This is a genomic window from Xanthocytophaga agilis, assembly GCF_030068605.1.
Classification (GTDB): domain Bacteria; phylum Bacteroidota; class Bacteroidia; order Cytophagales; family 172606-1; genus Xanthocytophaga; species Xanthocytophaga agilis.
In genome coordinates, this window is record NZ_JASJOU010000002.1 from 56,384 (window position 1) to 82,772 (window position 26,389).

A 26,389-nucleotide genomic window follows, 5' to 3' on the forward strand; every position below is an offset into this window, starting at 1 on the left:
AATGAAGTAACTTCATTCAGGTTGGCAATTTCTTTTTAGGCAAGACATCATAGTTAAGATTGTACAGCTATGGTTTGTGATCATTATAAATCCTGAATTACCATGATAACAATAGATGTTCAGAATAACCTATTAACTCCAAACCAAACAATGTATTATGAAAAGCTGTATTCGCCTCCTCTGTCTTTTGTTATGTGTACCCATGTGGGTCTCTGCCCAAAATCAGCCATCCATTTCTCCTGAAAAATTAGAAACATTAAAACAGGAACTGGTAACGGAAATTGACAAGAATGCCAAGTTTACTCAGGAAATGATAGATATGGTATTCAGTTTTGGCGAACTAGGTTTCCAGGAAACTGAAACCTCCAAATACCTAACAGATATTCTTAAAAAGAACGGCTTTAGGATAGAGTATGGTATTTCAGGCGTTCCAACAGCATGGATTGCCAAATGGGGAACAGGAAAGCCTCTGATTGCTGTCGGTAGTGATATTGATTGTATTCCTAAGGCCTCACAAAAACCGGGTGTTGCCTATCATGATCCTGTTATTGAAGGAGCTCCAGGACATGGGGAAGGGCACAATTCAGGCGTTCCACTCAATATTACTTCTGTACTTGCCTTAAAGAAAATCATGGAACGTGAAAAAATTCCTGGCACCTTGATGCTTTGGCCTGGAGTAGCAGAAGAACAATTAGGAACTAAAGCTTTCTATATTCGGGATGGTTACTTCAAAGATGTAGATGCATGTATTTTCACACACGTAGATGACAACCTGGCGGTATCCTGGGGAGATGCAGGTTACAATGGAATGATATCTGTCAAGTTTACCTTTGAAGGACAAGCAGCTCATGCCGCAGGAGCACCCTGGCGAGGGAAAAGTGCACTGGATGCCGTAGAATTAATGAATATCGGATGGAACTTTAAAAGAGAGCACCTTGAACCAACCCAACGTTCTCATTATGTGATTGTTGATGGGGGCGATCAGCCCAATGTTGTTCCGTCAAAGGCTTCTGTCTGGTACTACTTTAGAGAACGGACTTATCCCAAGATAAAATCACTCTATGATGCAGGCATCAAGATTGCAAACGGCGCAGCAATGATGACAGATACAAAGATGACATATGAAGTAATGGGAAGTGCGTGGCCTGGACACTTCAATAAGCCTATTGCAGAAACAATGTATGAAAATATCAAACGCGTAGGCCTGCCAACCTGGACTGAAGCAGATCAGATGCTGGCCAAAGCCAGCCAGAAAGAAATGAATGCTCCCAAAATTACAGGATTAGATACGAAACTGGATACCTTGGGAAAACCTGTTACATTCTCTTTGGGAGGAGGTTCAGACGATATTGCAGATATTTCATGGAGTTTACCTACAGTAGTGTTACGCTATCCATCCAATATGCCTGGTCTTCCTGGCCACCATTGGTCCAATGCCATTGCCATGGCAACTCCTATAGCACACAAAGGTGCTACCGCAGGAGCCAAAGCAGAGGCACTTACCTTGCTGGATATGCTTACAAAGCCTGAGATCATTACACAAGCTTGGGAGTATTACAACAAAGAACAAACCAAAGAGACCAAATACACGCCTTTAATATCAGATAAGGATAAACCTGCTATTCACCTGAATGAAAAGATTATGGCTCAGTATCGTCCCCAAATGAAAAAATACTATTACGATCCAACAAAATATAAAAGCTATCTGGAACAGTTGGGAATTAAATATCCTGTATTACGGGACGATCAGAAAGCAGCTATACAGTCAGAGTCAAAAGCGGCAGAAGCGTCTGGAAATAGCCCTAAAAATCCCTAAATTGGCTCTAACCTGTAAGTAACTAATAAAACTGTCTCTAAACCAGTGATAGAGACAGTTTTACCTCTAAGTATTTATGTATAAAAGCAGACTTTCATCTCTTATTTCTATAGGATTTATAATCCTTATTTTATTAGTATCCTGTAGAAGTACATCTATTCCAAAATCCACTATCTCAGAATCTGATTCTATAGCCTTAGCAGCCCCTCTGGTAGTAACACTCACAGCCCAGGATCTTACAGAAGATGGATCACAGGTTTCTTCTGGTAATGATGAGATAGAGTTATTATGCTATATAAGCTCAGACTCAGGAGCACACGTTCTATCTGTGATAAAAGATCTAACAATCTTTGATAAAAACACTGACAAGACCAAAACATATCTCTCCCACACAAACATTAGATCTTCAGATCAGCTTATTCTGCTGGTAATAGAGATTGATTCAGAAAGAAGTATATCAGAAATAGAAAGAGCAGTACAAAAACATTTAAAAGAAATTCTAACAGCATATCAATCCAGAAATTCAACACAGATTCAAAAATATTTGCAAGACGAAGATCTGTTAACACTGGAAATCATTCCAGTTAGTCTGCTAAAAGATAAACCCCAGACTTTCCAGCTTAATGGGTTTCGTCTCTTTGATAAATATGCCTATCAGCTTGTAGTTAAAGTAAATAGTATTCCTTAAATCCTTATTGAGATACCTCTACAAACTCTGCATCCTCAAGGATATATATTAGTCGGTATGAGTCTGTTTCATTTAAAGTAAGTTTACCCTTTAGACGAATAGGCTTCTTTGTATATTCGATTGGGTTTTTCATTTGAATCTCTGCCACAGACTCGGGGCCACCAATTCCACAGAAAAAGCAAGCCTCAACAGGAAGAGAAGAAAGCACAAAATGATCCGCTTTGAATGCACCTTCAATACCATCCAATGGAATAATATAGCCTGGCAATATAACTGTTTTACCAGCTAAAGCCTTCGTTTCTGCACTGAATACAGGTACACTAATATCTCCATAGGCGTCTTTTGTAGTCTTATAGGTAACTTTGGATAATGTTACCCATTCATTAGAAGTCAGGCGCTTTCCACCCTGTGCCATAATAAATTCCGAATAGATACAAGTCAAAAGAAATACTACCATCCCAAAAAATACTCTTTTAAAAGAATTAAGCTGCAGATGAAGGTTTGTCATAATAGTATATGTTTTATCCAGCAATAAATATATAGTTAGTATAAATATGAATATTGTAATTTTTAAATATAATTTTTTACTTAACTCATTTTGCTATAATATTAAATTCGGCCTATTAATTTAAAATAAAAATTTAATACTAATTACAACAAAATATCACATATAAAATTTTGCATTTCACTTTAAAAATACAATATTAGCACTATCAAATAAAATCAACTCGAATCAAACGAATTTCTCTCATAAGAGCCGCATGACAGAGATATGTTTGTAGTAATATAGAATGCACTTTATGCTATTTTGTGTATTCTCTCTATCAGTAATTACCTTTTTCTTTTAAGTCAGAAACTGTCCGGAAGTTATCCAACTTCTGTCAGTATATAACTCGGCTGGGCTTGCCGTATCGGGATATTGCGGCTCATTTCGGTTGGCAAGCCATAGTCGGGCATTAGGATAGTATACAAATAAGGAGCAACCCTATTCCCTGATTCTTACAATCAAACCAAACAAAAGCGCTTTTATGAGTAGCAAAGCATGATTACTGTTTATACTCATACTGCATTTCCTAAATCTTAAAAAACTTTTTGTTTCCTATGCTTACTTCATCTATCAATCGTCGGCAATGGCTTAAATTAGGAGCAATGTTTACTACAGGCGCAGCACTAGGTACGTCCTTGAATGCATCTGGCATGTCTCAACGCAAAAAATTCCTGGCAGATATTCCTGCTATTAAAGCCCGGTTGTCTGCCAATGAAAATCCATTTGGTCCTTCAGAAAAGGCAAAAAAGGCATTGATGCAAGCTGTTCCTGACAGTTATCTCTATCCCAGAGAGTCATTGATGCAATTACGAAAGCTTATTGCTCAGGAAGAAGGTGTAAGTGAAGATTCTATATTACTTGGAGCTGGATCAGGGGGGCTTCTTACAGGCACCGCCTTATACTTTGCATTCAAAGCAGGCTCAGATAGTCATATTTTATCAGGCGACCCTAGCTATATGCAGTTGGTACGTGCAGCTACTCAGGTAGGTTGTGGCTGGGAAAAAGTATCTTTAACAAAAGATTACGATTATGACTATGATTCCCTTTCAGCAAAGGTGACAGACAAAACATCGCTTGTTTATATCTGCAACCCCAATAATCCAACAGGTATTGTCTCCAACTCTCAGAAGCTTATGGCCTTTTGCGAATCTGTTTCTCCAAAGAAACCCATCTTTATAGATGAAGCCTATATCGACTATGCAGATGATCCGAAAAAGACTACCATGATGGAATGTGTACGCAAAGGTCAGAATGTGCTGATTGCCCGCACATTTTCAAAAGTACATGGTTTTGCAGGACTACGTATCGGATATTTAGTGGCTAAACCTGAAACTATTAAAGAGATTAGCAAATTCACTCCTGGACCAAGTGCCATCAGTGCAACATCTGCACAGGCTGCTCTTGCCAGTTATCAGGATAAGGAATTTATCAAATATTCAATTGCAAAGAATAATGAATGTAAAGCATTTCTCTACAAAGTTTTAAAAGAACAAGGATACAACTATTTACCATCAGCTACCAATTTTGTTTTCTTCCCTATTAAAATGGATGGTAAACGATTTTTAGAGGAAATGAGCAAACGTGGTGTTAGCATTCGTACAGAATGGCAATATGCAGGCCAAAACTGGTGCCGTGTAAGCCTTGGTACCATGGAACAGATGAAGATGTTTGCAGATGCATTCAAAGAGATTGCATAATAAAGTAAATCCGTGTTATTATAGATTATAACAAGATAACAATAGATAAGCCCATGAATAGCACATTCGCTCTCATTCATGGGCTTATGTGCTTAAACACACATACAAAAAGCTTTACTAACTATAAGGTTCTCTTATTTCACTATTAACAATAGTCACACACTATCACACACAAACTCTATCAAAATAGTATACTACTCATCACACAAACAACAAAATAATATTTCGCATTTCAATATCAGAATTTGGGCATTGTTTCGAATTGCAGTATTTTTGATTGTTTCGGAGATTGTCTATAATATTCTTGCATTTCCATAAACCAAACCTAAATCAAAACATCCTAAAACCATATGTCTGCATCATTTACCCGACGTGATTGGCTAAAAGCCAGTGTTGCTCTCACTGCTGGTGCTGCGTTTAGTGGCATCACTCCTCAAGAAGTTGCAGCAGCTACGGCTGATTTTCGTCGTCTTCGAATGAGTCGTGAAGCACAAATCGCGGCTGACATGCCAGTTATTAAAGCTAGGCTATTTGCGAATGAAAATCCCTGGGGACCTTCAGAGAAGGTAAAGAATGCTATTACAGGTGCACTAAACGATAGCTATATGTATCCGTTTATGGCGCAACGCCAGTTTGTACAGATGATAGCAAAAGAAGAAGGTATTACACCTGATCATATTATAGTGGGTGCAGGTTCTAGCGAGATGTTAATGGCTGCAGCTATGTATTATAGTAAAAAAGGGGGTGACATTATCTCTGCAGATCCAACGTATGATTATTTAATGGAAATGGCAGCAGGCTGGGGCGCCAACTGGGTGAAAGTTCCTTTAACTAAAGACTATACACATGATTTGGATGCAATGGAAAAACGTGTAGGCTCCAATACCCGCCTTATGTATGTTTGTAACCCCAACAATCCTACAGGTACTATTGTACAGACTGAAAAACTTCGGTCATTCTGTGAATCAGTTTCCCGTAAAGTACCTGTATTTATAGATGAGGCATATATTGACTATCTTGGCGATATAAAACAACATTCCATGGTAGAGTGTGTACGTAAAGGACAGAATGTAATTGTTGCTCGCACTTTCTCAAAAGTACATGGTTTTGCAGGATTACGCGTTGGATATCTGATAGCCAAACCTGAAATCATAAAAGAACTGGAAAAATTGTATACAGGAGGGATGGATATGTCTTCGTTATCAATACAAGGGGCAATGGTTAGCTATCAGGATAAAGAATTTCCAAAGCAGGTGGTACAGAAAACAACACAATCCCGAGAGTTCTTATACAAGACATTAAAAGATGAAGGATATGAATATGTGCCATCCTATGCCAACTTCGTTATCTTTCCAGTAAAAATGGATGCCAAAAAATTTACAGAAGAAATGATGAAGCGAGGAGTAGGTGTACGTAACTGGCAGTTCAATAACAAGCAATGGTGCCGTATCAGTATTGGTACTATGGAACAAATGCAAATCTTTGCACAAGCCTTCAAGGAGATCAGTTAGTAATTACAAAAATCCCCTGTTGTGTGTAACAGGGGATTTTTGTAATTACCGTTTTGCAAAGTCTTTTTCCCCTGCCTTGATAGGGATATCCAAAAAGTTCTGAGCTGGAGGGATAGGACAAGAATAATTGGCATTGTATGTACAAAATGGATTATAGGCAAAATTAAAATCTATAACAACCTTTGCTTTTTCCTCTTTCCAGTCTATATCCAGATATCGTCCCCCACCATATGTATCAAACCCATTCGTTTTGTCATTGAAAGGCAAAAACAACCGATTCTTATCGCCATCATCACTCGATTTTAAAAGAAGTAATTTGTGTTGCTTCCCTCCTAACTGAAAAATAGCATAAGCATACCGAATCATATATTCTGTTGTCCCATCTGTACGTCCTACTCTTAAACGAGTGGTATCTTTGATCAGATTTATATCTGCGTTGATCCTAAATGCCTGATCTGGAGGAAAGTAATTGAGTTTAGTAAACACCTCTTTGTTTTGGATGGGCGAGTCAGGTGACTCTTTAAAAAACTCATCTTTTTCAACACGGAACTTAATGAGTTCACTTATATAAGAGTCTTTCTTGCCTGTAAAGACAAATGTATATACCAGTACAAGTACTACAATAGCAACAACGCCAAAGAAATATATTTTACCTGCATTCATAGATTCATTTTTCTGCAATGATACAAATGAATTTCATATGATAACATTTGCTAAAAATAATGTTATAGAATCCCTTCATCAGCAAAACTAAAATAGCTTTTTTCTGTAATAATTACATGATCCAGAACAGGTATCTCAAGATACTTACCAGCCTCTTTAAGTTTGTGTGTCAAATCTTTATCAGCTTGACTAGGTTTTAGATTTCCGGATGGATGATTATGTACCAGAATAATAGAGCTTGCCAGGTTTTCCAGAGCGGTTTTGAAGATCAGTTTTGGGTCCGCTACTGTGCCGGACACTCCTCCTACACTAATCTGAACCTTCTTCATTACAACATTGGATCGGTTTAATAACACCACCCAAAACTCCTCATGCAAAAGGTCCAGCAAATGGGAATGCATAATAGTAAAGACATCCTTCGAAGAAGTGATAACCTGTCTTTGAGGTAATTCACTATCTTTCCTTCGTCTACCAAGCTCTAATGCTGCAACAATAGTAATGGCTTTTGCCTCACCAATTCCTTTAAACTTTTCTAGGTCTTTTATAGAAAGCTTAGCCAGACTGGTCAGATTATTGTCAACACTACTCAGAATCTGTTTAGCAAGATCAACTGCACTTAAAGAAACCGTTCCTGACCCTAACAAAATTCCAATTAATTCAGCATCAGACAGAGCAGCTTTGCCTTTTAGCAACAGTTTCTCTCGTGGGCGATCCTCTTCGGCCCAGCTTAGTATTTTAGTTGTAGAAATTGGATCAATCATCGGAAAAGTTAAAAAATGAAAACTGTATTTTATCCGACAATCACTATAAATAGTAACCTATACCTGAGCAAATACGCTTTTTATTGAGGTCAACTTAGTACAAAAAACAAAAAGCCTTGCATAAAAACACAAGGCTCATAGAATATCTTATAAGAAATGCAATTAGGCAGCAGCCAATCCACTCACAAACTTTGCCAATTTAGATTTCTTATTGGAAGCATTGTTTTTATGAATGATGTTTTTCTTAGCCAGTTTATCCAGCATAGAAGCAACTTTCTTATAAAGTTCCTGCGCTTCTACCGCATCTTTTGTCTCTCTCAATTTCTTGATAAACGTACGGGTAGTTTTTGCCTGGAAACGGTTTCTTAGACGTTTCGCTTCGTTTGCGCGGATTCTTTTAATCGCTGACTTATGATTTGCCATTGTATGTATAACTAATAATAAAACGCTTGTTCTGAAAAGGACTGCAAATATAGAGCACTTATCTTTAACTCCCAAATAATTATCTAAAAAAATCTAATTTTATATTACACCATTTCAGATAATACGTAAGCGTTTGCCTATCTTTTTATATGCTTCCAGAATACGAGACAAATGACTGCCTTCTAAGGAAGCCATAAGGCTTGTGCGTAGCATAGCTCTTCCTGGTGGAATAGCAGGAGCTATAAATACATTCACGAATATCCCTTCATCATATAATCCCTGCCAAAGTTGACAGGCTTTTGCATCATCATAAAGCAGAACAGGGACAATAGCAGTTTGTCCATCAGGAACATCATATCCCATTTGCTGAAGCCCTGTACGAATTACCTTAGCATTAAAGTGGAGTTTTCGGATTAGTTCTGGCTCTGTTTGCAGCACATGCAAAGCTGCCAGAGCAGCGGCTGTTGCAGATGCAGAAGGAGAACAACTAAACATGAAAGCAGAAGATTCATGTTTCAGATAATCTATTACTCGTTTCTCTCCTGCCACAAACCCGCCAATAGATGCTAATGTCTTAGAGAATGTAGAAAACACCAGATCCACTTCATGATTTAATCCATAATGATTAGCTGTACCCCTACCTCCTTCTCCTAGAACGCCAAAGGAATGTGCGTCATCAATAAGAACCTGAGCATGGTATTTTTTGGCAAGAGAACACAATTGATCCAGAGGTACTATATCACCAAATGTACTGAAGACTCCATCTGTGACAATAATCTTTCCAGCCTTTGCAGGAACACGTTGTAATCGTTTCTCCAGGTCCTCCATATCGTTGTGATGATACCGAACAACAGGTGCATTCAAAGCACCTCTTGCCAATAACATACCAGCTACAATACTCGCATGGTTCTCATGGTCTGAAAAAATATAATCGCTTCGACCAACTAACGGAAATAAAACGCCCTGACTTGTTTGATAACCGGTTGAAAAAAGTAAAGCAGCTTCTTTCCCTATAAATTTTGCCAGCTTCATTTCCAACTCATTATGCAAGTCAAGAGTTCCTGTCAGGAATCGGGAACCCGAACTACTGGTTCCGTATTGCTCTATAGCTTTAATAGCTGCCTCTTTTACCTGAGGATGAGTAGTTAACCCAAGATAATTATTAGAACCTGCCATTACTATCTTACGGCCTTCCATAATTACCTCAGGTCCCTCACTTTCCTGAATGGCCCGAAAGTAAGGATAAATACCTGTGTTCCGAAGCTGATCAGCCTTGGTTACGGCATAGCATTTATCAAAAATGCTTCCTCTATACTCTAAACCTTCTGGAGTACCATGAGCCATATATAAACAAAGCAAAATAGAAAAATAACCTATCTCCTACATCCTAAAGATGTAACTTTGATTAAATATACTGAATAGACTCAATAATCTCCATTATATAGTAAATTTTATATGGATTGTCTATAGAGGAACAAAACAATTTCATTCAAACATTATTACTAGTCTGGCGAATAAGGCTCAGACCACCCATAAAAAACAGAAAGCCAACTACAAAAGGAACTAACGATTCCCATTTAGAAACAGAAAGCCCTAAAACAGCTTTACCATCAGATAAAAAGGCAACACAAGCAAATAAGACCATGACAATTCCTAAGACTGTCAATACAGAACCAAAAACTTTCTTTAAATCCAGATCCATAAAACAAGATTGTTTAACAATGAAACAGGTAACTCAATCCTGTTCTGTTATCTAGTTATTCACAGGAGAAAGTCCCAATTTTTTTCCTGTAGAAAGCATAAAACTGTATGCCTCATCCCAATCATTCCGTAATTTACCATCTAGAATAGCTTCACGAATAGCAGTTTTGATTTCCCCAACTTCCCGGGAAGGCGCAAGCCCAAAAGTTTCCATAATTATCTCACCTGTTATAACAGGCTGAAAATTGCGAATACGGTCTCGTGCTTCTACTTCCTGTAGCTTCTGCTCAACTTTATTAAAGTTCTGAATGTGTTTCTTTACTTTTTCATGATTTTTGGAAGTAATATCTGCCCTACATAACATCATCAGTGCTTCCAGATCTTCACCAGAATCAAATAACAACCTTCGTAAAGCAGAATCTGTAATGGTCTCTTTCACCAAGGCAATAGGACGCAGGTGTAATCGCACTAACTTCTGAACAAATCGCATCTTTTCATTCATAGGAAGTTTCATTCTACGAAATATATTTGGAACCATACGGGCTCCGGCATCTTCGTGTCCATGAAATGTCCATCCTACACGAGCATCAAAGCGCTTGGTAGCCGGTTTAGCAATATCATGTAGAATAGCCGCCCAGCGTAACCACAAGTCATTGGAATTCTTAGATACATTATCAAGAACTTGTAGTGTATGATAAAAGTTATCTTTATGCCCTTTTCCATCTTGTGTTTCCACTCCTTGCAAAGCCACCAACTCAGGAAATATATATTGTAGCAAACCACAGTGATACAACAGTTTAAAACCATAGGAAGGTGTAGAAGATAAAACAATCTTATTTAGTTCATCTATAATTCGTTCCTGTGAGATAATACGAATACGATCCTTCATTTTTTGAATGGCGTCAAAAGAATCTGGGTCTATATCAAAACTAAGTTGTGAAGCAAAACGTATAGCCCGCATCATTCGTAATGGATCATCCGAAAAGGTTACGTCTGGTGTTAATGGAGTACGAATCATCTTTCTTTTGAGATCCCCTACTCCATCAAATGGATCTATCAATGCACCAAGATCTCTCCTGTTCAAACTAATAGCTAATGCATTAATAGTAAAATCCCGTCTGTTTTGATCGTCTTCCAAAGTTCCATTTTCTACAATAGGCTTACGCGAATCACGCTGATAAGACTCTTTTCTGGCACCAACAAATTCGACATCCCAATCTTCAACATTTACATGTGCTGTACCAAAATTCTTGAAAATAGAAATCTGTGTATTATTATCTACAGTTTCACTTAACTTTTGAGCCAGGTGAATCCCATTTCCATCCCCAATACATACCACATCTATGTCTTTACATGGTCGATCCAATAATAAATCCCTGACAAAACCACCTACTACATAGCTTTCAATGCCTGTTTTCTGGGCGATTTCAGACAATCGTTTTAAAATAGGATTCGTATATATAATTTCTGCGAAGTTCATCTCTGATTTGGTAAATAAAAATGCTAAAAGAGTGTATTCCTGCAAACCATGGGCATATTTTTTTCGTAGTGTGCAGAAGTCATCTGCTTCAAGTAAATGCTTTAGTGCTCAAAGATACTACTTCTGAGGATAATTTTGGGTAAATGCCTCAAAGCTCATCTGGATTTATATACCGTTCACAGGCTTAAAAAAAGCTTTCGTCTAAAAAGTACGGATGTAAGATTTTGCAGCATTTACCTTTTTATCTATAGAAGTATAAATAGATGTTAGAGATAACAAACTATTATCAATAAACACAAAACATTGATATATAGAATTTTAACATTTATCCATAATTAAAATACAATATATACTTTAACATAAGATGCTTCAACCAGTGAATAGAATTAAAATTGGAGTTTCCTTGGTATTTGCTGCTTCCGTAGCTTTAGCCGTAGCCATAAGCACGATAATTGGTCTTGTTTGTTTTTCGCTTGCCAATTATTAAGCTTTCTGATGTAATGGGACTCTTGATTATTTTTCAAGAAATACAAGAGGTATAGAGCCGTATAACAATATTTAAAATAAAAAAAGCCTGTATTGTAAGTACAGGCTTTTTCTATTTGTATAACACTCAGAACAACAATAAACAAAAAGCCCCTTACTTTGACATAAGGGGCTTTCGAAAGGCCATTTATATATAAAAGGATTATTTATATTAAGCCAATTGAACGTTAACTGCGTTCGGACCTTTTCTTCCTTGTTGCACTTCAAAGGTAACTTTATCGTTTTCTTTGATTTCGTCAATCAAGCCCGAAACGTGAACGAAGATGTCTTCATTAGAACTGTCAGATTTAATGAAGCCGAATCCTTTCGTTTCATTAAAAAATTTTACTGTACCAGATTGCATTTTTTTATTTTTTGTGAAAAAGGTAAAGTACAAACCTAAATAAACTTTTTTATTATTCCAAGATAAACTTGCGATTTCTCCAATATTTATCATTTACCAATCTGTCTCCGAGAAAATAGTTATTTGTTTCCCTAACACACAAAAAGGACTGTATTAATTTATATCAACTTAGTTATACAATCTATCCTATAGTTGGGTATAGACCCGTCTCTTTTAATAAATGGCAGTTGAACTGAAAGCAAATTAATGCATAATTAAAATAGAGCTGTTACCTGCATGCTGCCAATATGGACTACATTCTGGGTACCAGATTTTCGGCCGTTATAGCCTAAATTTACCTGTAATCCATTGGCAAGTCGCTGTTGCCAGTTTAGATTCCATGTCCAGTTGGTACCAGGGCTTAGAGCTTCCAGCAATTCATATCCAACAGAAGTACTTGCATCACCCTTGAAGTTAATTCTTACCCAACGTAATGCCGTTGTTATAGTATGTTTGGAAGCTCTGGCCCATCTTACCTCTGTAGAAAGAGAATGAATACGTGAACTCTCATCCACTTCCTTATTCTGCACATTTTTCTTAAAAGAATAACTATACACACCCGCGATTCTGAAAGTTGAAAGTGGCTGAAAAGCAAGCTCCGGGCTTATCTGTCGCCCGACAACTTCATAGTTGCGGGCTGTTAGTAAATTAGACTCACTAATTGTTTGTTTTTGTACCAATGTATTTTTAAGACTAAATACTTTGCTGAGATTCATTTTTGCATTTAATCTCCATTCTGTTTTTTGTACCAGTTCAAAATTGTCACCATCATCTGTACGCCCTGAAAGTAGCTGTTTAGAGATAGTTTTCAGATATCCGATATCTCCTCCATATTTCGGATTAGTCCGATTATAAAACAATGTACTTCGTAAAGACTCCTGAACTGAAACAATATCTGCAGCCCTCACATCTTGTCCAACAGGTAGCAATCTTTTCACTAAACCATTATTAGTAGTCTGTTGATTAATTGTCCAGGCAGATACAGATGAAAAACGGGCAAGCGTTCTAAAAATACTATTGCCAGCTTTCCACTTCACCGGCGGTGTTATATTAAGTCTATAACTCATATTCTGAGCAAATGCCTGAATGTAATCACTGGTAGCTACAAAATATTTTGCATATTGCTTTTCATCAGGGTTTACAGCTTCATAAAACTCATTCAATTGCTGAACGCCATCACCATTATCATCTCTCCAAGTATGTGTGCCTTGTCCCAATGGAACTGGCAAATAAACATATTCTCTTTTAGGTACTAGTCCCGAAGAATTGGTTAAAGAAAATTCAGAACGTATACTCTTTTTTAACCAATAGCTATTCCAGTCTACCCGCCCCATAATAGTTTCACTATTTTTCAGTCCCAGACTTGTATTCTGAACTTCCAGCAATCGATAGGTTAAGTTAAGCTGTAATGTATTTTGTGATCTCTGGTTAGTCAGAAACTTCATATTCGCAGTACGGGCAAATGTACTTTTATACAACCTGCCTTCAAAGGGCAGGTAATCCTGTCGTAACGCAAAGTCGAGTTGAAGGTGAGCTTTCAATGAATCGCCATTTCGAAGAAAGAAACGATTTTCCTCAAAGTTAGTAGTAGTTGATATAACAGAGTCAGCAATTATTCTGCTTATAATGCGGTTCTTATCCATGCTGAAAGCATATCCGGGAGATAAATATTTACCTTTGTATTCTATAATTGTTTGCAGTCTTTGCCAGTCAGTCCATTTTTCCTGTTGTCTGGAATACATCCAAAAACCATTGGCAGTTAATTGTAATCGTCTTATCTGCTTAGAAATATCTAACCGATGCTGATGTCCATTTAAAATGCCTGATCGGTCTCTATGATTAAAGCGATATACCAATTGATCACTGGAAGCTGACGGAGTAAAAGATGAAGAAGGAACAGGATTAATAGCAGGTATAGCAGCAGGTGTTGTTAATAGATCTTTCGTCAGTTCATCATTGACCGGATTTCCGTTCAGTTTAACAGGTTGATTAAAGTTAATATTTTTACGTATACCTACTAATACACTGGTAATATGATCTTTGGTGGCTGTAGTATCTGTGAGAGTCCAATCATTATCAAAATTCACATCTCTGAACCGATCTATTGCATAAAATGTACGACTATCTTGCTCATAGGACACATTACCCCACCATTCCAACTTCGGCATAAATGGAATAGCCTTTCCATGATTGGTATATCCTATTTTAAACGCATTTCCAGTATTGCTTTGCTGGTTTATCTGTGAAAAAAGGTTTAGATTCCTTTCTGAAAAAGCCACTTCGCCATATAATGTTTCATTTTTACCTAGCTGATATTCCAATCCACTTGTCAACATTCGTCTTTGAGAAGGTAACGGAACCGACTGTAAGGTATCATACCTTCCCTGCGGAACTCCATTTAGTGGAGGCACCCATTTATACACCTGTCCATTAAGTGTAGTACTGGACTTTATATAATTACCTTTCCCTTCTCCTACTTCACCAAACTGAATCTTATAAAGTTTATCTGAAGCAACAGTTGTATTTATATATACCGGATATGATTCTCCATTATATACTGTGTCAACTTTTTTATACAAGATCAATGAAGCAGAATATTCACTTACTACTGATACACCAGATACCCATCCCGCAGTTTCTTTACTATCTACTTGACCCAATAAAATCTTATCAGCTTCAGTCAAGTCTAGTGTAAACGACTTATTGGGATTGTCTTTCTCATTGTAATAATTTGTAAACCATGTAAACTTACCCAACTCCTGTTTATGTGTAAGTGTTAAAATAGATCGACTGTAATTCTGGTCAGAATACTCAAAATCGACACGAACCTTTGAGTAAGCTGTAATGACAAGTGTTGTGGAGAAAGTAATTTCGGCGGTGTTATAATCAATGATATAATCATTATTAAAACCTCTTGTGAGCAGTCGTCCGTCCAGATAGACACGTTCTGAGTTTGCCAGGACAATAATATTCTTCTCGTTATTGGCTCCTCTTAAACGATATGGGCCCTGTACACCTTCTGTAACTGTAACCTCTGTAGATAAAAATTTACCTTTGGAAACAGCAAGTCCCATTGAGGTATAAGCTCTTCCTCCTAATGCTTCATAGTTCGTTTCAGCAGCAACACCTTGCACATTTTTGTAATAACGCAGAAAACTAGAAGGTTCCGAAATCCGATTCTTCCAAAGAGGATTTCGGAAAACAATATCTCCAGCCGCCAATTGCCAGCTTTTTGATCTTAACTGAACAAACACTTTATCAAATTCCTGTAATGTTTGTGTATTACCTTCTGGTTGAAAAGGAACACTTTGATCTGAAATAATAGCTTTCAAAGCAATATCATCAGTTAATTGCCCCTCTAACTGAAGATTTAAGGCAGAGTTTACAAATACACTTTGGGAATTCCCAAATGAGATTCCTCTGGTAATACTCCCTGTTTTTTGGACACCTTTTGTAGCAAAAAATTCTTCTCTCTTTTCTCTCTGGTTATTTGCATTCCTTCTATTAGGATCAATTCCTCCAAAATACACAACCTTATCATATGTATCAGGATCTCTATGATACACAGGCTTTGCCAGAAATAAAGGCAGTACACGATAGGAAATTAATATAGAATCTGGTAACTGAATTCCGGTAAATTGTAATGTATTTTTTGTGGCAGAATAGGTAGTGTGTATTGTAGCATCTTGTGGATATAGAACCTTTATAGAAGCAGGGTCGATATTTAATGTATCAATAGGCAGAAATAAGCCATGTGGGTATACCCATTTGGAACGGATAGTAGACATCTGCCCATAGGATTGAGAAGATAGTAATAGGAAAAATACAAATCCACCAATAGCATGCACCCAACATAGCTTCAAATTTGAAACCTGTATTTCTGTTTTAAGTAGCTGGTGCATTGGATTTTGAACTTCAATTTATTATGCAGGATCTTTCAAAGATGCAGATTCATACTGTAGCATTGCGAAGATAACGTATTTCTGTTCGACACAAGCATAATAGAACTCACTAATGATCAAGCAAATAGGTAAGTTTTCCCTCAAAAAGGAAAGAAAGAAGAAGATCCTTTCTTTCCTTTTCTAAGTAATATATTCTTTTGTTTAATCTGGACGCGATAAAAAATGGAATAATACAAAGATTTCTCTATAATGATATTTTTATAACAACAAGACCATAAATCCTAATAAATAGCAGCAGCTACTACCAGACCAATTATTGCAAGAGTAGAGAATACAATAGAATATAGAAACAAAAAGGTAAATATTTTAAAAGAAGTACGAAACCATCCCTGCTTGTACACTTTATAGAAAGCCACCCAAATATGAAGTAAGATCAAAGGAACAATTATACCGCTCGGATTAAGGTTTTCAAATTCATTACTCAACACAATATCTATAGCAATCAGAAAAAACATAAAGGCATGTAAATGCAACATAAATATCAGATGTTCAATATATAACCGTTTCCTTCTGATATAGAGAAATTTCATTACCATAGCCATAAATGGAAGCATCACAAACATAAAAATGGGAGCCTTATCCCACATCTCAGCGATAAACTCCTCCTTACTTCCATCAGTCCAGCGAGACAATCTGTTTATTTTCATCCGATTCCAGTAATTGTCCTCCCAACGCAACGAGTCCAATATATCTTTTTCAGATAGTGCAGGATTCTTTACCAGCTTTGTTAACAGGCCTAACTCGCCAAATTTACCACTAGAGTCATCTTCGTCATCATCAATTTTATCTTCATCATTCTGATTGCTATCATCATTACTTTTTTTGGCAGCAGGTTTCCATTTAAAATTTGTCTTCGCCTTTTTCTTTCCTTCTTTAGCAGGTATAAAATCTTCTCCAAGATCCAGATTTAGTGAATCCTCGTTAGTATTACTACTGTCTTTCTTTCCTTTTTTAATAGCTTCATCAATAAATCCTCCCAGTTTTTCATTTAATGTCAGATTCTGCAATGCATTTTTAATCTGTTCTCTTTGAGAGGCAGGAATATCTGTTGGCAACTCCCGTATTACTGCATTTCGGATCGAATCTGCCTGCTCCTGTTTCAAAGCTTGTTCTTTACGTTCATCATGTTTATTCTCCTTGGCAGTATAATAAGCTATAATAGAAAAGCAAATCACACTGATAAAGAAATACAAGCGTAGAGGAGGCATATATCGCATACGCTTTCCACTAATAAATTCATTGGTCAGATACCCTGGTTTGAATAGAAAAGGAACTACAGTCTGAAACCATCGGGAATCCCAGGAAACAAAGTCACTGACAACTTCATATACCAAAGTACCAAAAGAAATAACCTTTGTTGTGTTTTCCTGCCCACATCGTGCACAGAAGTTATCTGCTTCACTTAAAATATGCTGGCAATTGGGACAAATAAATTGTTTGCGATGTGTTTCGTGCATATAGACTAGTAAGTATCTTCCATAGTACCCCCATACAGAAAATTATACTCAATTATCTGTAATAGCCCATGTTTTACATAGCTATTTTTCTTTCTATATAAGTGGGAACTCAAATCTACATTAAAAAAATCAATATCTGATAGCCTCTTATCTACATCAGCCATCAGGTAACCACTTCTTTCCCCTGAAATGTTGGTCAAATCTGTATCTGCGTAACTTTTCGACTGATTTTAAAGAAAACTGCTGCCTGATAGGAGTTAATTTTAGACCGTTGATTAACCCCCAACAGCTTACTAATTATATCAGCTATAGATATGAAAAAAAATATACTTTATCTTATTGTCTGTGCTTTCTTATCTGGTGGAATTCAAACATTGCAAGCACAAAGTAAAACAGCAGCAGATAAAACAGATATCGAGTACGAATTGCAGTTTGATGATCCGTATGATATCAATAAGATGTGGTTAAACTTTTATCCATTTTATGTAGATGCCTTTACCACAGACTTTAATGTAGGATTTGGTGCTCAAGTTAATTATTTCTGGAAAAACAAATTTGATTTTCACGCACATGCCCGAACAACTTACGCCCGATTCTCAGATTTTTCAAAACTTAGTGGCACAAAAAACGCCTCAATGAAAATCGATGATGACACTACGCGCATCACACTCAATAAATTGAATGGATACTATTATCTGGAATTAGGAGCTACCTATCACTTTAAAGACGAAGAAGCCTCAGGAGAATCGAAGATTGTAGTATATACAAATCGATATAGTGATAGAAAGTGGGCATCATCAGTACCTGAATATATTAAGGTAGCATCCAAAGTACGAAAAATAATGGGTATTAGAGCAGGTGGATATTACTGGAGTTCTTCAACCAATTTAGGCTATGCGTTAGACAAGCAAAACGTTAACTTAGTTAGTTCAACTGGTAATATGTTACAAACCAATGCGCAGTTATATACTAATGTTCAATCCGGGGGCCTATTTACAGGCTTTCAGCTTACTCGTATCCGCAATCTAGTAGTTAAGCCTAAAAAATATGATGTAGCGACCAATGACCTTATCTTCTCAGCTTATGCTGATATTATTTATGCACCATTTGTACAGGTAGAAGATGTAACCTTTCAATATAAAAAGGTAGAAACCAGCCAGATTCTCTTCAATGAGATATATCCGGTATCAAATGTAAAGCTAAAACATCTGGGATTTCGTTTAGGTATGGAAGGACTGTTTAATCGTGAGCTTGCTTGGACATACGGAGCAGAACTAGGCTTTCGTCCATCTTTACAAACCAGAGGATTTTATGCAAATATACATGTAGGCTTCTCTTTTGGTTCTAAAATGCAACAGAAACGTCAGGCATATCAGGTTGATCCCAAAGGAAAATAAGTGATAAGCTTTCTTGAAAGCTGTATATACATCAGCATATGTAAACTCTTCCAAGCCATCAGCATAGATAATAAGACTACTTCTGCTGATGGCTTCTTTATACATATCACAAAGTCTGCTGAAGTTACTTTTACCAGGTCATACGAGGCAAAGCACTAACCGCCTGCCCACAGAAATCTCCTTTTAGAGCTTTATAGTAAGCAGCTATAGCGATCATCGCTGCATTATCTGTACAATATTCAAATCTGGGAATATATACATTCCAGCCATATTTTTGGCCTTCTTCCTGAAGTGTTTTACGAAGACCACTATTTGCGGATACACCTCCCGCAATTGCAATTTCACGTATACCTGTTTCCTTAGACGCTTTTTTTAGTTTTCTTAGTAAAATCTGGACTAGTGTATGCTGAATACTTGCACAGATATCAGCCAGATTTTCATTGATAAAGGCTTCATCTCTGGTAGTTTCTTTTTTCAGAAAATACATAAAGGCAGTTTTTATTCCACTAAATGAATAATCATATCCAGGCATTTCTACCTGAGGAAAAGAAAATCGAAGTGGGTCTCCTACCTGAGCATATTTATCAATCAGAGGACCTCCTGGATAAGGTAAGTTCAATAGTTTGGCAGTTTTATCAAATGCCTCACCCACCGCATCATCCTGAGTCTGGCCAATAATCTCCATACTCAGATAATCTGTCACTTTCACAATTTGTGTATGCCCTCCACTAACTGTCAGACACAAAAATGGAAACTTGGGTTGAGGATCATCAATAAAATGAGCCAGAATATGCGCCTGCATATGATGGACATCAATTAAGGGTATACCTAACCCTAAAGCCATAGCTTTTGCAAAAGAAGTCCCTACCAATAATGCACCTAATAATCCAGGTCCTCTGGTAAATGCAATAGCACTCAATTCACTTTTTGTTACTTGTGCATCTGTTAAGCTTTTTTCAACAACAGGAATAATTTGTTGCTGATGAGCCCGAGAGGCTAATTCAGGAACAACACCACCATACTTTTGATGAATTGCCTGAGTAGCAATCACATTGGAAAGAATTTTTCCATCCTTCAATACCGCAGCAGAAGTTTCATCACAAGAGGATTCAATAGCAAGAATAATCATATAATTTTACAGTCAGTATGTCCGTTCGGAAATAAAATAGAAATATAGTCCAAATGGTACATCTGTGATTCAGCTTAATGAATAAGTATCTTACTAAAAAAGATACTATTTTCTTTCATTATTTGTTATCTTGGAACGAGATTTGAAAGTAAAAAATTCAATATATACGAGATATCCTACGTTTATAGATTTAGCTGAGAAAATTTGAACCAGGCACTATAGAAACACAAAAGTATTCCATTTTATAACCCTGTGTACAAACCATCAAAAATAAAATACTGACTTAAGTTCAGATAGAAAGTACATACCTAGAATGTGGCAGTTTGTTAAGAAATTTATTGCACGAATTGTTTACTCAATACCAATATGGTTATTAGTGGTATTGGGGATTCTTGCTGCCTTACAAACAACTACAGTACAAACATATCTGGCTGGTCACGCGACAAAATATTTATCAGATAAGGTAGGCTTCCCCATTTATGTCGATTATCTCAATATTCGCTGGCCAGACTATGTAGTTTTGCGCAATGTTAACATTTTGGATCGCGAAAATCAACGAATGATTGAGGCAGGAGAAGTACAGGTTGATTTTAAATGGTCAACTTTGATCGATGGCAAAAATATTTACATTGATAAAGTAATCCTGAAAAATGCACACGTTCGATTAATAAAGAGTAAAAAAACAAACGAATTAAATATAGACGAATTTGTTGCTACTGTTGATAGCATTTTAAATCCTCCACGAAAAACCAAACGGGTAGGTCCCGCACCGATTTTTCAGATTGATCAAGCCTGGCTTAATAATGTACAGTTCTCCTATAATGATCAACGCGAAGACACTATCCGGGAAGGATTTGATTATTATCACTTTACCATTGATAGCATACAGGCCGTAGCACATCAATTACGTTTTGTAGCAGATACTGTCCAAACCACTGTCGAGAACCTTCAGGGACAGGATAATCATACCAACCTTGATATTCATAGACTCTCTACAAACTTTCTGTATACTAAACATATAATAGAACTTGCCCAGTTAAGACTTGACATTGGCAATAGTACTATCAGGGAACGTATTGCATTCAAATATGACAGACCAGCTGATCTGAGTGACTTTGTAGAGAAAACATTTATGAATGCAGATCTTAACGAGACTCGTATCTATTCAAAAGATCTGGCTTTGTTTGCACCATACCTAAACCGGTATGAAGAATATTGGTCTGTATCGGGTCACTTTAATGGCCTGGTAGGAAGATTTCGTCTCCGGAATGCCAATCTGCAATTTGGAGAAAAAAGCAGAATCAATGGAAATATTAGTTTTGAAGGACTTCCTAATTTCAAAGAGACGTTAATAGATTTTGACCTCAAACCATCTGTAATAGTTATCACTGATCTGCAACAGTATCTTGATAGTTCGTCGTTTCGGACATCTCGAAAATTTGGTACAATTCGCTTATCAGGTAAATTCTTAGGTTTCCCAGAAGACTTTGTTGCCAATGGCACCTTTGATACAGACTTGGGAACAATTATTTCAGATATTAACCTGAAAAATAAAACCAATACAGCTTACAAAGGACATCTAACCACACGAAACTTTGACTTAGGAGCATTTTTAGGAGAGCCTAAAGTAGTTCAACATCTCGATATGGATGGAGAAATTGAAGGTGAGGGTCTTAAAATGAAAGATGCCAATCTGCAACTAAAAGCTAATATTAGTCGGCTGGGTTATAAATCATATGACTACAATGCTATTACAGTAGATGGTAAATTAAGCAAACAACAATTTAATGGTAGTCTATCTATAAAAGATACCAATCTTATATTTGATGCCAAAGGAGAAATAGATCTGAGAAATAACCACAATTTAGTCAATATTGAGGCAGATCTTCAGAAAGCTGACCTGAAAGCATTGAATCTTACCTCTAAAGATGCTACCATCCGTACTCAACTTCACATCAACAGTCGGGGGCTGAAACTTGATGATATTGTAGGTGATGCCATTTTTACAAACGGCTATGTACTCTATAATAATAAAGATCTTGTTATTGATTCGTTACAAATACATTCAGTTAAAGATTCAGGACAGCGAATTTTCAATATTCGTTCCAGCTTCGCCAATATAGATGCTGAAGGTAATTTTGACTTTACACGTCTAAGTACAGACTTTCAGAACTTGATAAAAGAATACCAACTCAATTTTAGTAATAACGCAAAAGAGATTAAGAGATATTATAGCAGTAAGGAGAAAAACAAAGGACCACGTTATAGTCTGGATTACAATGTGTTTCTCAGGGATATTAATCCAGTATTACTTATGTTTTACCCAGACTGGTCTATATCACGAAATACAACGATAGAAGGTTCATTTTCACAGGGCCGTTCTGCTCGTGTATCTCTGCATTCTACCATTGATACTCTCTCCTATAAAAATAATATTTTCTATACTAATGAAGTAGATGTCAACAGCTCAAAACTATCAGATTCAACAACAGTTCTAGCTGTAACCTATCTGCAATCTAAAAAGCAGAAAATTGGTGCTACACAAACTGAGAATATGGCGTTAGAAGCTGTATGGAATGGAAAACATATTGAATTTTCGAGTAAGATACAGCAGTCCAGCAATTCTAATTATGCAGATCTGCGTGGTGATGTCGAATTCCAGTCTGATCAGATTAGCTTAAAGTTTAAGCCTTCGCATTTTCAGATTTTTAAAAATGTATGGCATATAGATACTACTAACCTGATTACTATCCAAAATCGTAATATCAATTTTAATGATCTCCAATTTACAAACCAGTATCAATTTATTAGTTTAGACGGAACGCTTTCTGAAGATTCAACAAAAGCATTACGTCTTTCCTTGAAAGAATTTGGACTTCAGGCTCTCAATCCGCTTGTTGACCATGAACTGGGAGGAGCCGTTAATGGATTTATTGAAATCAAAGATTTTTATAAAAACAGAAGTATTGAAAGTGAGCTTACCATTGAGGAACTGGTTGTCGACAAATTTCTGGTAGGTGATATTATCGGAGAATCACACTGGAATGAGGAAACACAGAATATTAATGCAAATTATCAGGTCTATCGCATGGATCAACGAATTGTACGCTTGTATGGAATATATAATCCACAAGCTGCAGAAAATGCAATGGATATGCAGATTATTCTGGATAGAGCTAACCTGGAAATATTAGAACCTTTTTTTAAGGAACAGGTATCCCGTTTGGGTGGTACAGCTAGTGGAACATTAAGCTTAACAGGAACTATTACTACACCTATACTCAGTGGCGAGGTCAATGTTTATAATGGAAGGTTCCGTTATAACTATTTGAACACATTCTATTACTTTGATGATAAAGTTCATTTTAGCCGCAATGAAATCGGAGTTAAGAATCTGCAACTCCGGGATGAAGATGAAAATATTGCATTAATCAATGGTGGTGTGTTTCATGATGGTTTCAAAAATTTCGTATTAAGCCTCACAGGTCGTATGCGGAACTTTAAGGTTTTGAACACGACATTAAAAGATAATGATCTATTCTATGGAACAGCCTATGTAACTGGAGATTTGTCTTTGCTGGGTGCTATTGAAAATTTAACCATACGAGCCAATGCACGAAGTAATAAGGGAACAAAAATAGCAATTCCAATCTCCGACACGCGTACTATCTCCCAACAGGATTTTATCAGTTTTGCGACCAAGACAAAACCATCTGCAACCCTAACCGAAAAAGACAAAAGAGAACAGGTCGATCTTACAGGTGTGTTAATGGATTTTAATTTTGATATTACCCCAGATGCATGGTGCGAAATCATTTTTGATGAAAAAGCCGGTGACATCATACGTGGAAATGGGAGTGGACGTATCAGAATGGAAATTGATACGAAAGGAGATTTCCGCATGTTTGGTAACTATACAATCAATAAAGGGGCTTATAACTTTACCCTTCTGAATGCTGTTAATAAGGCATTTACTATTGAACCTGGAGGAACTGTCTCTTGGTCAGGAGATCCTTATGGTGGTATTCTGGATATTAATGCTATCTATACACAGTCAGCTTCTATTCTACCTATTATTACCAGTGATGTAAATAAACTTTCGGCGCAGGAGCAGATGGAAGCCCGTAAGCATTATCCGGTAACTGTGCAAATGAGACTAACTGGTAATCTTTTATCTCCAAAAATCGGACTGGGTATAGACTTTAAAAATTTCCCTCAGAATTCACAGTTTTATGTGAATGTGATGGATTTCAAAAACCGTATCTCTGTAAATGAACAAGAGCTCAATAAGCAAGTGTTCAGTCTTCTGATCTTACAAAGACTTTCTGCTGAAAACTTTAGTGGGCTGGGGCAAGGTACAGTCACCAGTAGTATTAGTGAGCTTCTTACCAATCAACTCAGTTACTGGGCATCTCAGGTAAATGAAAATCTGGAAGTAGACCTCAACCTCAATGGCTTGGATTCGGATGCATGGAATGCACTCCAACTACGATTAAGTTATGCACTGCTGGATGGAAGATTGCGTATCACACGAGATGGAGGATTTACCACTGTACAAAGTACCACAGACCCAACAGCACGAGCAGTGAGTGTAATAGGTGACTGGACTATTGAGTATATTTTAAATAAGAGCGGATCGTTGCGTGTAAAGATGTTTAACCGCAACTCTCAGAATATACTCGGAACAACATCTACTACTACTACAGGTGTAGTAGCAGGATTTAGCTTATTACACACAGAAAGTTTTAACTCGTTATGGGAGTTATTTCACTCTAAACGTAAAGAACGCAGTGAGCCAGAAAAACCTGCAGAGAGTGAAACTCCTAATAAAGTACCCCCATCTACCTCTCAGTTAAACAGTAACCGACAACAGAAATAATCCTTTTATGTACATTACTGTCATCAAACTGCTAGTAAAGAGTGTGATTGAGAGTTTACCTTTTCTTCCTATTCCGATTAACATTAAAAATAGTATCTTGCCACGCAGGCATATATTTCTGTTTCAATTAATGAAAATCTGATACTCATTCACTTTTAAATCATTATTATCATGGGACTCTGGGATAAACTAACCAATGAATTTATTGATATTATTGAGTGGCTTGATCCTACCAATGACACATTGGTATGGCGCTTTCCACGCTATCAGAACGAGATTAAGAATGGAGCGAAATTGATTGTACGGGAATCTCAGATTGCGGTATTTCTCAATGAAGGGAAAGTTGCTGATATATTCAAGCCTGGTACTTACGAACTCACTACACAAAACCTGCCTATTTTATCCACTCTGCGTGGTTGGAAATATGGATTCAATAGTCCATTCAAAGCAGAAGTATACTTCATCAATACCAAACAGTTTACCAATCAGAAATGGGGTACCAAAAATCCACTCATGCTACGAGATCAGGAATTTGGACCTATGCGATTACGTGCATTCGGAACGTATGCATTTCGTGTCAATGCCGAAGATCCTACCCGCTTTCTGACTGAAATTGTTGGAACAGATGGAGATTTCAATATGGACGAAATCAATGAGCAATTACGCAATGTGATTGCCAGCCGTTTTGCAGACATATTAGGAGAAGCAAAAATACCTGCATTGGATCTGGTAAGTAATTATGATGAACTATCTAAATTTATCACTGAACGCATCCATGATGATTTCAATGAATATGGGCTAAAGGTTACCAAGCTTCTGGTAGAGAACATTTCGTTACCACCAGAAGTTGAAGCAGCACTCGACAAACGCACCAGTATGGGTGTTATAGGTAATCTTAATGCCTATACACAATTTCAGATGGCAAATGGTCTTGAAAAAGGAGGTTCAGGAACAGATGCAGCGTCTATGGGTATGGGCTTTGCCATGGCAAATCAAATGGCGCAGAACATGAATCTGAACCAGCAAAGCTTTAGTAATGTGAACTCAAATGCAGGAGGAACTCCACCTCCACTTCCTGCATCTGCAACTTTCTTCATCGCTGTTAATGGACAACAACAGGGACCATTTGATATGAACAAATTGAAAGAAATGGCTCAGCAAGGCGCATTAACTCGTGAGACGTTGGTGTGGAAACAAGGCATGGCAGCCTGGCAAAAAGCACATGAGGTGGCAGACGTATCTCCATTATTCGCATCAATGCCTCCTCCACTTCCAGGTTAATCATTCTTATTCTTTTAAAGTTACCTTCATACGATTTGGAAATTATACTCGAAATCGTATGTAGGTATT

At 37.1% G+C, this 26,389-nt stretch carries 18 protein-coding genes; 7 read left to right on the top strand and 11 right to left on the bottom strand.

Translation table 11 applies throughout. The annotated features are described in order from the left end of the window. Nucleotides 1-157: 157 nt before the first annotated feature. Together QNI22_RS06905 and QNI22_RS06910 are read left to right on the top strand one after the other, a co-directional pair. Nucleotides 158-1,816, top strand: a complete 1,659-nt coding sequence (locus QNI22_RS06905; RefSeq protein ID WP_314509906.1) for an amidohydrolase — start codon at nucleotides 158-160, stop codon at nucleotides 1,814-1,816. A 76-nt stretch (nucleotides 1,817-1,892) separates the two neighbouring features. Further along, complete coding sequence (locus QNI22_RS06910) at nucleotides 1,893-2,504, top strand: hypothetical protein (RefSeq protein ID WP_314509907.1); 612 nt, start codon at nucleotides 1,893-1,895, stop codon at nucleotides 2,502-2,504. 4 nt (nucleotides 2,505-2,508) lie between these two features. On the opposite strand, the gene QNI22_RS06915 is transcribed toward QNI22_RS06910, so the two are convergent. After that, the gene (locus QNI22_RS06915) at nucleotides 2,509-3,012 is read right to left on the bottom strand and encodes a hypothetical protein (RefSeq protein WP_314509908.1); all 504 of its coding nucleotides are present in this window, start codon (nucleotides 3,010-3,012) and stop codon (nucleotides 2,509-2,511) included. A gap of 593 nt (nucleotides 3,013-3,605) precedes the next feature. Between QNI22_RS06915 and QNI22_RS06920 the strand changes: the two genes are divergently transcribed. Continuing rightward, nucleotides 3,606-4,748, top strand: coding sequence for a pyridoxal phosphate-dependent aminotransferase (locus QNI22_RS06920; protein WP_314509909.1), 1,143 nt, complete (start codon nucleotides 3,606-3,608; stop codon nucleotides 4,746-4,748). Nucleotides 4,749-5,098: 350 nt separating this feature from the next. Continuing rightward, nucleotides 5,099-6,259 (top strand): histidinol-phosphate transaminase, encoded by a 1,161-nt coding sequence (hisC, locus tag QNI22_RS06925; protein WP_314509910.1) that lies wholly within the window; start codon nucleotides 5,099-5,101, stop codon nucleotides 6,257-6,259. A 45-nt stretch (nucleotides 6,260-6,304) separates the two neighbouring features. Here the strand turns inward: hisC and QNI22_RS06930 are convergent, their stop codons facing one another. The 9 genes from QNI22_RS06930 to QNI22_RS06970 form a co-directional block, all read right to left on the bottom strand. Beyond that, nucleotides 6,305-6,922 (bottom strand): DUF1684 domain-containing protein, encoded by a 618-nt coding sequence (locus QNI22_RS06930; protein WP_314509911.1) that lies wholly within the window; start codon nucleotides 6,920-6,922, stop codon nucleotides 6,305-6,307. A 62-nt stretch (nucleotides 6,923-6,984) separates the two neighbouring features. Beyond that, nucleotides 6,985-7,683, bottom strand: coding sequence for a RadC family protein (radC, locus tag QNI22_RS06935; RefSeq protein ID WP_313999509.1), 699 nt, complete (start codon nucleotides 7,681-7,683; stop codon nucleotides 6,985-6,987). A gap of 162 nt (nucleotides 7,684-7,845) precedes the next feature. Beyond that, nucleotides 7,846-8,106 carry a 30S ribosomal protein S20 gene (rpsT, locus tag QNI22_RS06940; protein WP_314509912.1) on the bottom strand — a complete coding sequence of 87 codons (261 nt, stop codon included), beginning with the start codon at nucleotides 8,104-8,106 and terminating at the stop codon, nucleotides 7,846-7,848. Nucleotides 8,107-8,220: 114 nt separating this feature from the next. Then, nucleotides 8,221-9,450 (bottom strand): aminotransferase class I/II-fold pyridoxal phosphate-dependent enzyme, encoded by a 1,230-nt coding sequence (locus QNI22_RS06945; RefSeq protein WP_314509913.1) that lies wholly within the window; start codon nucleotides 9,448-9,450, stop codon nucleotides 8,221-8,223. 145 nt (nucleotides 9,451-9,595) lie between these two features. Further along, nucleotides 9,596-9,808 (bottom strand): hypothetical protein, encoded by a 213-nt coding sequence (locus QNI22_RS06950; protein ID WP_313974724.1) that lies wholly within the window; start codon nucleotides 9,806-9,808, stop codon nucleotides 9,596-9,598. A gap of 51 nt (nucleotides 9,809-9,859) precedes the next feature. Then, nucleotides 9,860-11,287 carry a CCA tRNA nucleotidyltransferase gene (locus QNI22_RS06955; RefSeq protein ID WP_314509914.1) on the bottom strand — a complete coding sequence of 476 codons (1,428 nt, stop codon included), beginning with the start codon at nucleotides 11,285-11,287 and terminating at the stop codon, nucleotides 9,860-9,862. A 697-nt stretch (nucleotides 11,288-11,984) separates the two neighbouring features. Further along, entirely contained in the window at nucleotides 11,985-12,176 is a 192-nt protein-coding gene (locus QNI22_RS06960; protein ID WP_313975768.1) for a cold-shock protein, read from the bottom strand. 254 nt (nucleotides 12,177-12,430) lie between these two features. Next, nucleotides 12,431-16,117 (bottom strand): hypothetical protein, encoded by a 3,687-nt coding sequence (locus QNI22_RS06965; protein WP_314509915.1) that lies wholly within the window; start codon nucleotides 16,115-16,117, stop codon nucleotides 12,431-12,433. Nucleotides 16,118-16,398: 281 nt separating this feature from the next. Further along, nucleotides 16,399-17,634, bottom strand: coding sequence for a DUF3667 domain-containing protein (locus QNI22_RS06970; RefSeq protein WP_314509916.1), 1,236 nt, complete (start codon nucleotides 17,632-17,634; stop codon nucleotides 16,399-16,401). 314 nt (nucleotides 17,635-17,948) lie between these two features. On the opposite strand from QNI22_RS06970, the gene QNI22_RS06975 reads away from it, so the two are divergent. Continuing rightward, entirely contained in the window at nucleotides 17,949-19,031 is a 1,083-nt protein-coding gene (locus tag QNI22_RS06975) for a hypothetical protein (protein ID WP_314509917.1), read from the top strand. Nucleotides 19,032-19,161: 130 nt separating this feature from the next. Here QNI22_RS06975 and tsaD read toward each other — a convergent pair whose 3' ends face one another. Continuing rightward, the gene (gene tsaD / locus QNI22_RS06980; RefSeq protein WP_314509918.1) at nucleotides 19,162-20,160 is read right to left on the bottom strand and encodes a tRNA (adenosine(37)-N6)-threonylcarbamoyltransferase complex transferase subunit TsaD; all 999 of its coding nucleotides are present in this window, start codon (nucleotides 20,158-20,160) and stop codon (nucleotides 19,162-19,164) included. 313 nt (nucleotides 20,161-20,473) lie between these two features. On the opposite strand from tsaD, the gene QNI22_RS06985 reads away from it, so the two are divergent. Beyond that, complete coding sequence (locus QNI22_RS06985; RefSeq protein ID WP_314509920.1) at nucleotides 20,474-25,039, top strand: translocation/assembly module TamB domain-containing protein; 4,566 nt, start codon at nucleotides 20,474-20,476, stop codon at nucleotides 25,037-25,039. A gap of 171 nt (nucleotides 25,040-25,210) precedes the next feature. Beyond that, on the top strand, nucleotides 25,211-26,320 hold the full coding sequence (locus QNI22_RS06990; RefSeq protein ID WP_314509921.1) for an SPFH domain-containing protein: 1,110 nt from the start codon (nucleotides 25,211-25,213) through the stop codon (nucleotides 26,318-26,320). Nucleotides 26,321-26,389: the final 69 nt, after the last annotated feature.

What these genes read in the sequence shown, in the direction of transcription:
- QNI22_RS06905 (WP_314509906.1), top strand. Translation starts at nt 158, where the DNA reads ATGAAAAGCTGTATTCGCCTCCTCTGTCTTTTGTTATGTGTACCCATG.
- radC (WP_313999509.1), bottom strand. Translation starts at nt 7,683, where the DNA reads ATGATTGATCCAATTTCTACAACTAAAATACTAAGCTGGGCCGAAGAG.
- QNI22_RS06990 (WP_314509921.1), top strand. Translation starts at nt 25,211, where the DNA reads ATGGGACTCTGGGATAAACTAACCAATGAATTTATTGATATTATTGAG.
- QNI22_RS06945 (WP_314509913.1), bottom strand. Translation starts at nt 9,450, where the DNA reads ATGGCTCATGGTACTCCAGAAGGTTTAGAGTATAGAGGAAGCATTTTT.
- QNI22_RS06910 (WP_314509907.1), top strand. Translation starts at nt 1,893, where the DNA reads ATGTATAAAAGCAGACTTTCATCTCTTATTTCTATAGGATTTATAATC.
- QNI22_RS06975 (WP_314509917.1), top strand. Translation starts at nt 17,949, where the DNA reads ATGAAAAAAAATATACTTTATCTTATTGTCTGTGCTTTCTTATCTGGT.
- QNI22_RS06915 (WP_314509908.1), bottom strand. Translation starts at nt 3,012, where the DNA reads ATGACAAACCTTCATCTGCAGCTTAATTCTTTTAAAAGAGTATTTTTT.
- QNI22_RS06960 (WP_313975768.1), bottom strand. Translation starts at nt 12,176, where the DNA reads ATGCAATCTGGTACAGTAAAATTTTTTAATGAAACGAAAGGATTCGGC.
- hisC (WP_314509910.1), top strand. Translation starts at nt 5,099, where the DNA reads ATGTCTGCATCATTTACCCGACGTGATTGGCTAAAAGCCAGTGTTGCT.
- QNI22_RS06950 (WP_313974724.1), bottom strand. Translation starts at nt 9,808, where the DNA reads ATGGATCTGGATTTAAAGAAAGTTTTTGGTTCTGTATTGACAGTCTTA.
- QNI22_RS06970 (WP_314509916.1), bottom strand. Translation starts at nt 17,634, where the DNA reads ATGCACGAAACACATCGCAAACAATTTATTTGTCCCAATTGCCAGCAT.
- QNI22_RS06930 (WP_314509911.1), bottom strand. Translation starts at nt 6,922, where the DNA reads ATGAATGCAGGTAAAATATATTTCTTTGGCGTTGTTGCTATTGTAGTA.
- QNI22_RS06955 (WP_314509914.1), bottom strand. Translation starts at nt 11,287, where the DNA reads ATGAACTTCGCAGAAATTATATATACGAATCCTATTTTAAAACGATTG.
- QNI22_RS06985 (WP_314509920.1), top strand. Translation starts at nt 20,474, where the DNA reads ATGTGGCAGTTTGTTAAGAAATTTATTGCACGAATTGTTTACTCAATA.
- QNI22_RS06920 (WP_314509909.1), top strand. Translation starts at nt 3,606, where the DNA reads ATGCTTACTTCATCTATCAATCGTCGGCAATGGCTTAAATTAGGAGCA.
- QNI22_RS06965 (WP_314509915.1), bottom strand. Translation starts at nt 16,117, where the DNA reads ATGCACCAGCTACTTAAAACAGAAATACAGGTTTCAAATTTGAAGCTA.
- rpsT (WP_314509912.1), bottom strand. Translation starts at nt 8,106, where the DNA reads ATGGCAAATCATAAGTCAGCGATTAAAAGAATCCGCGCAAACGAAGCG.
- tsaD (WP_314509918.1), bottom strand. Translation starts at nt 20,160, where the DNA reads ATGATTATTCTTGCTATTGAATCCTCTTGTGATGAAACTTCTGCTGCG.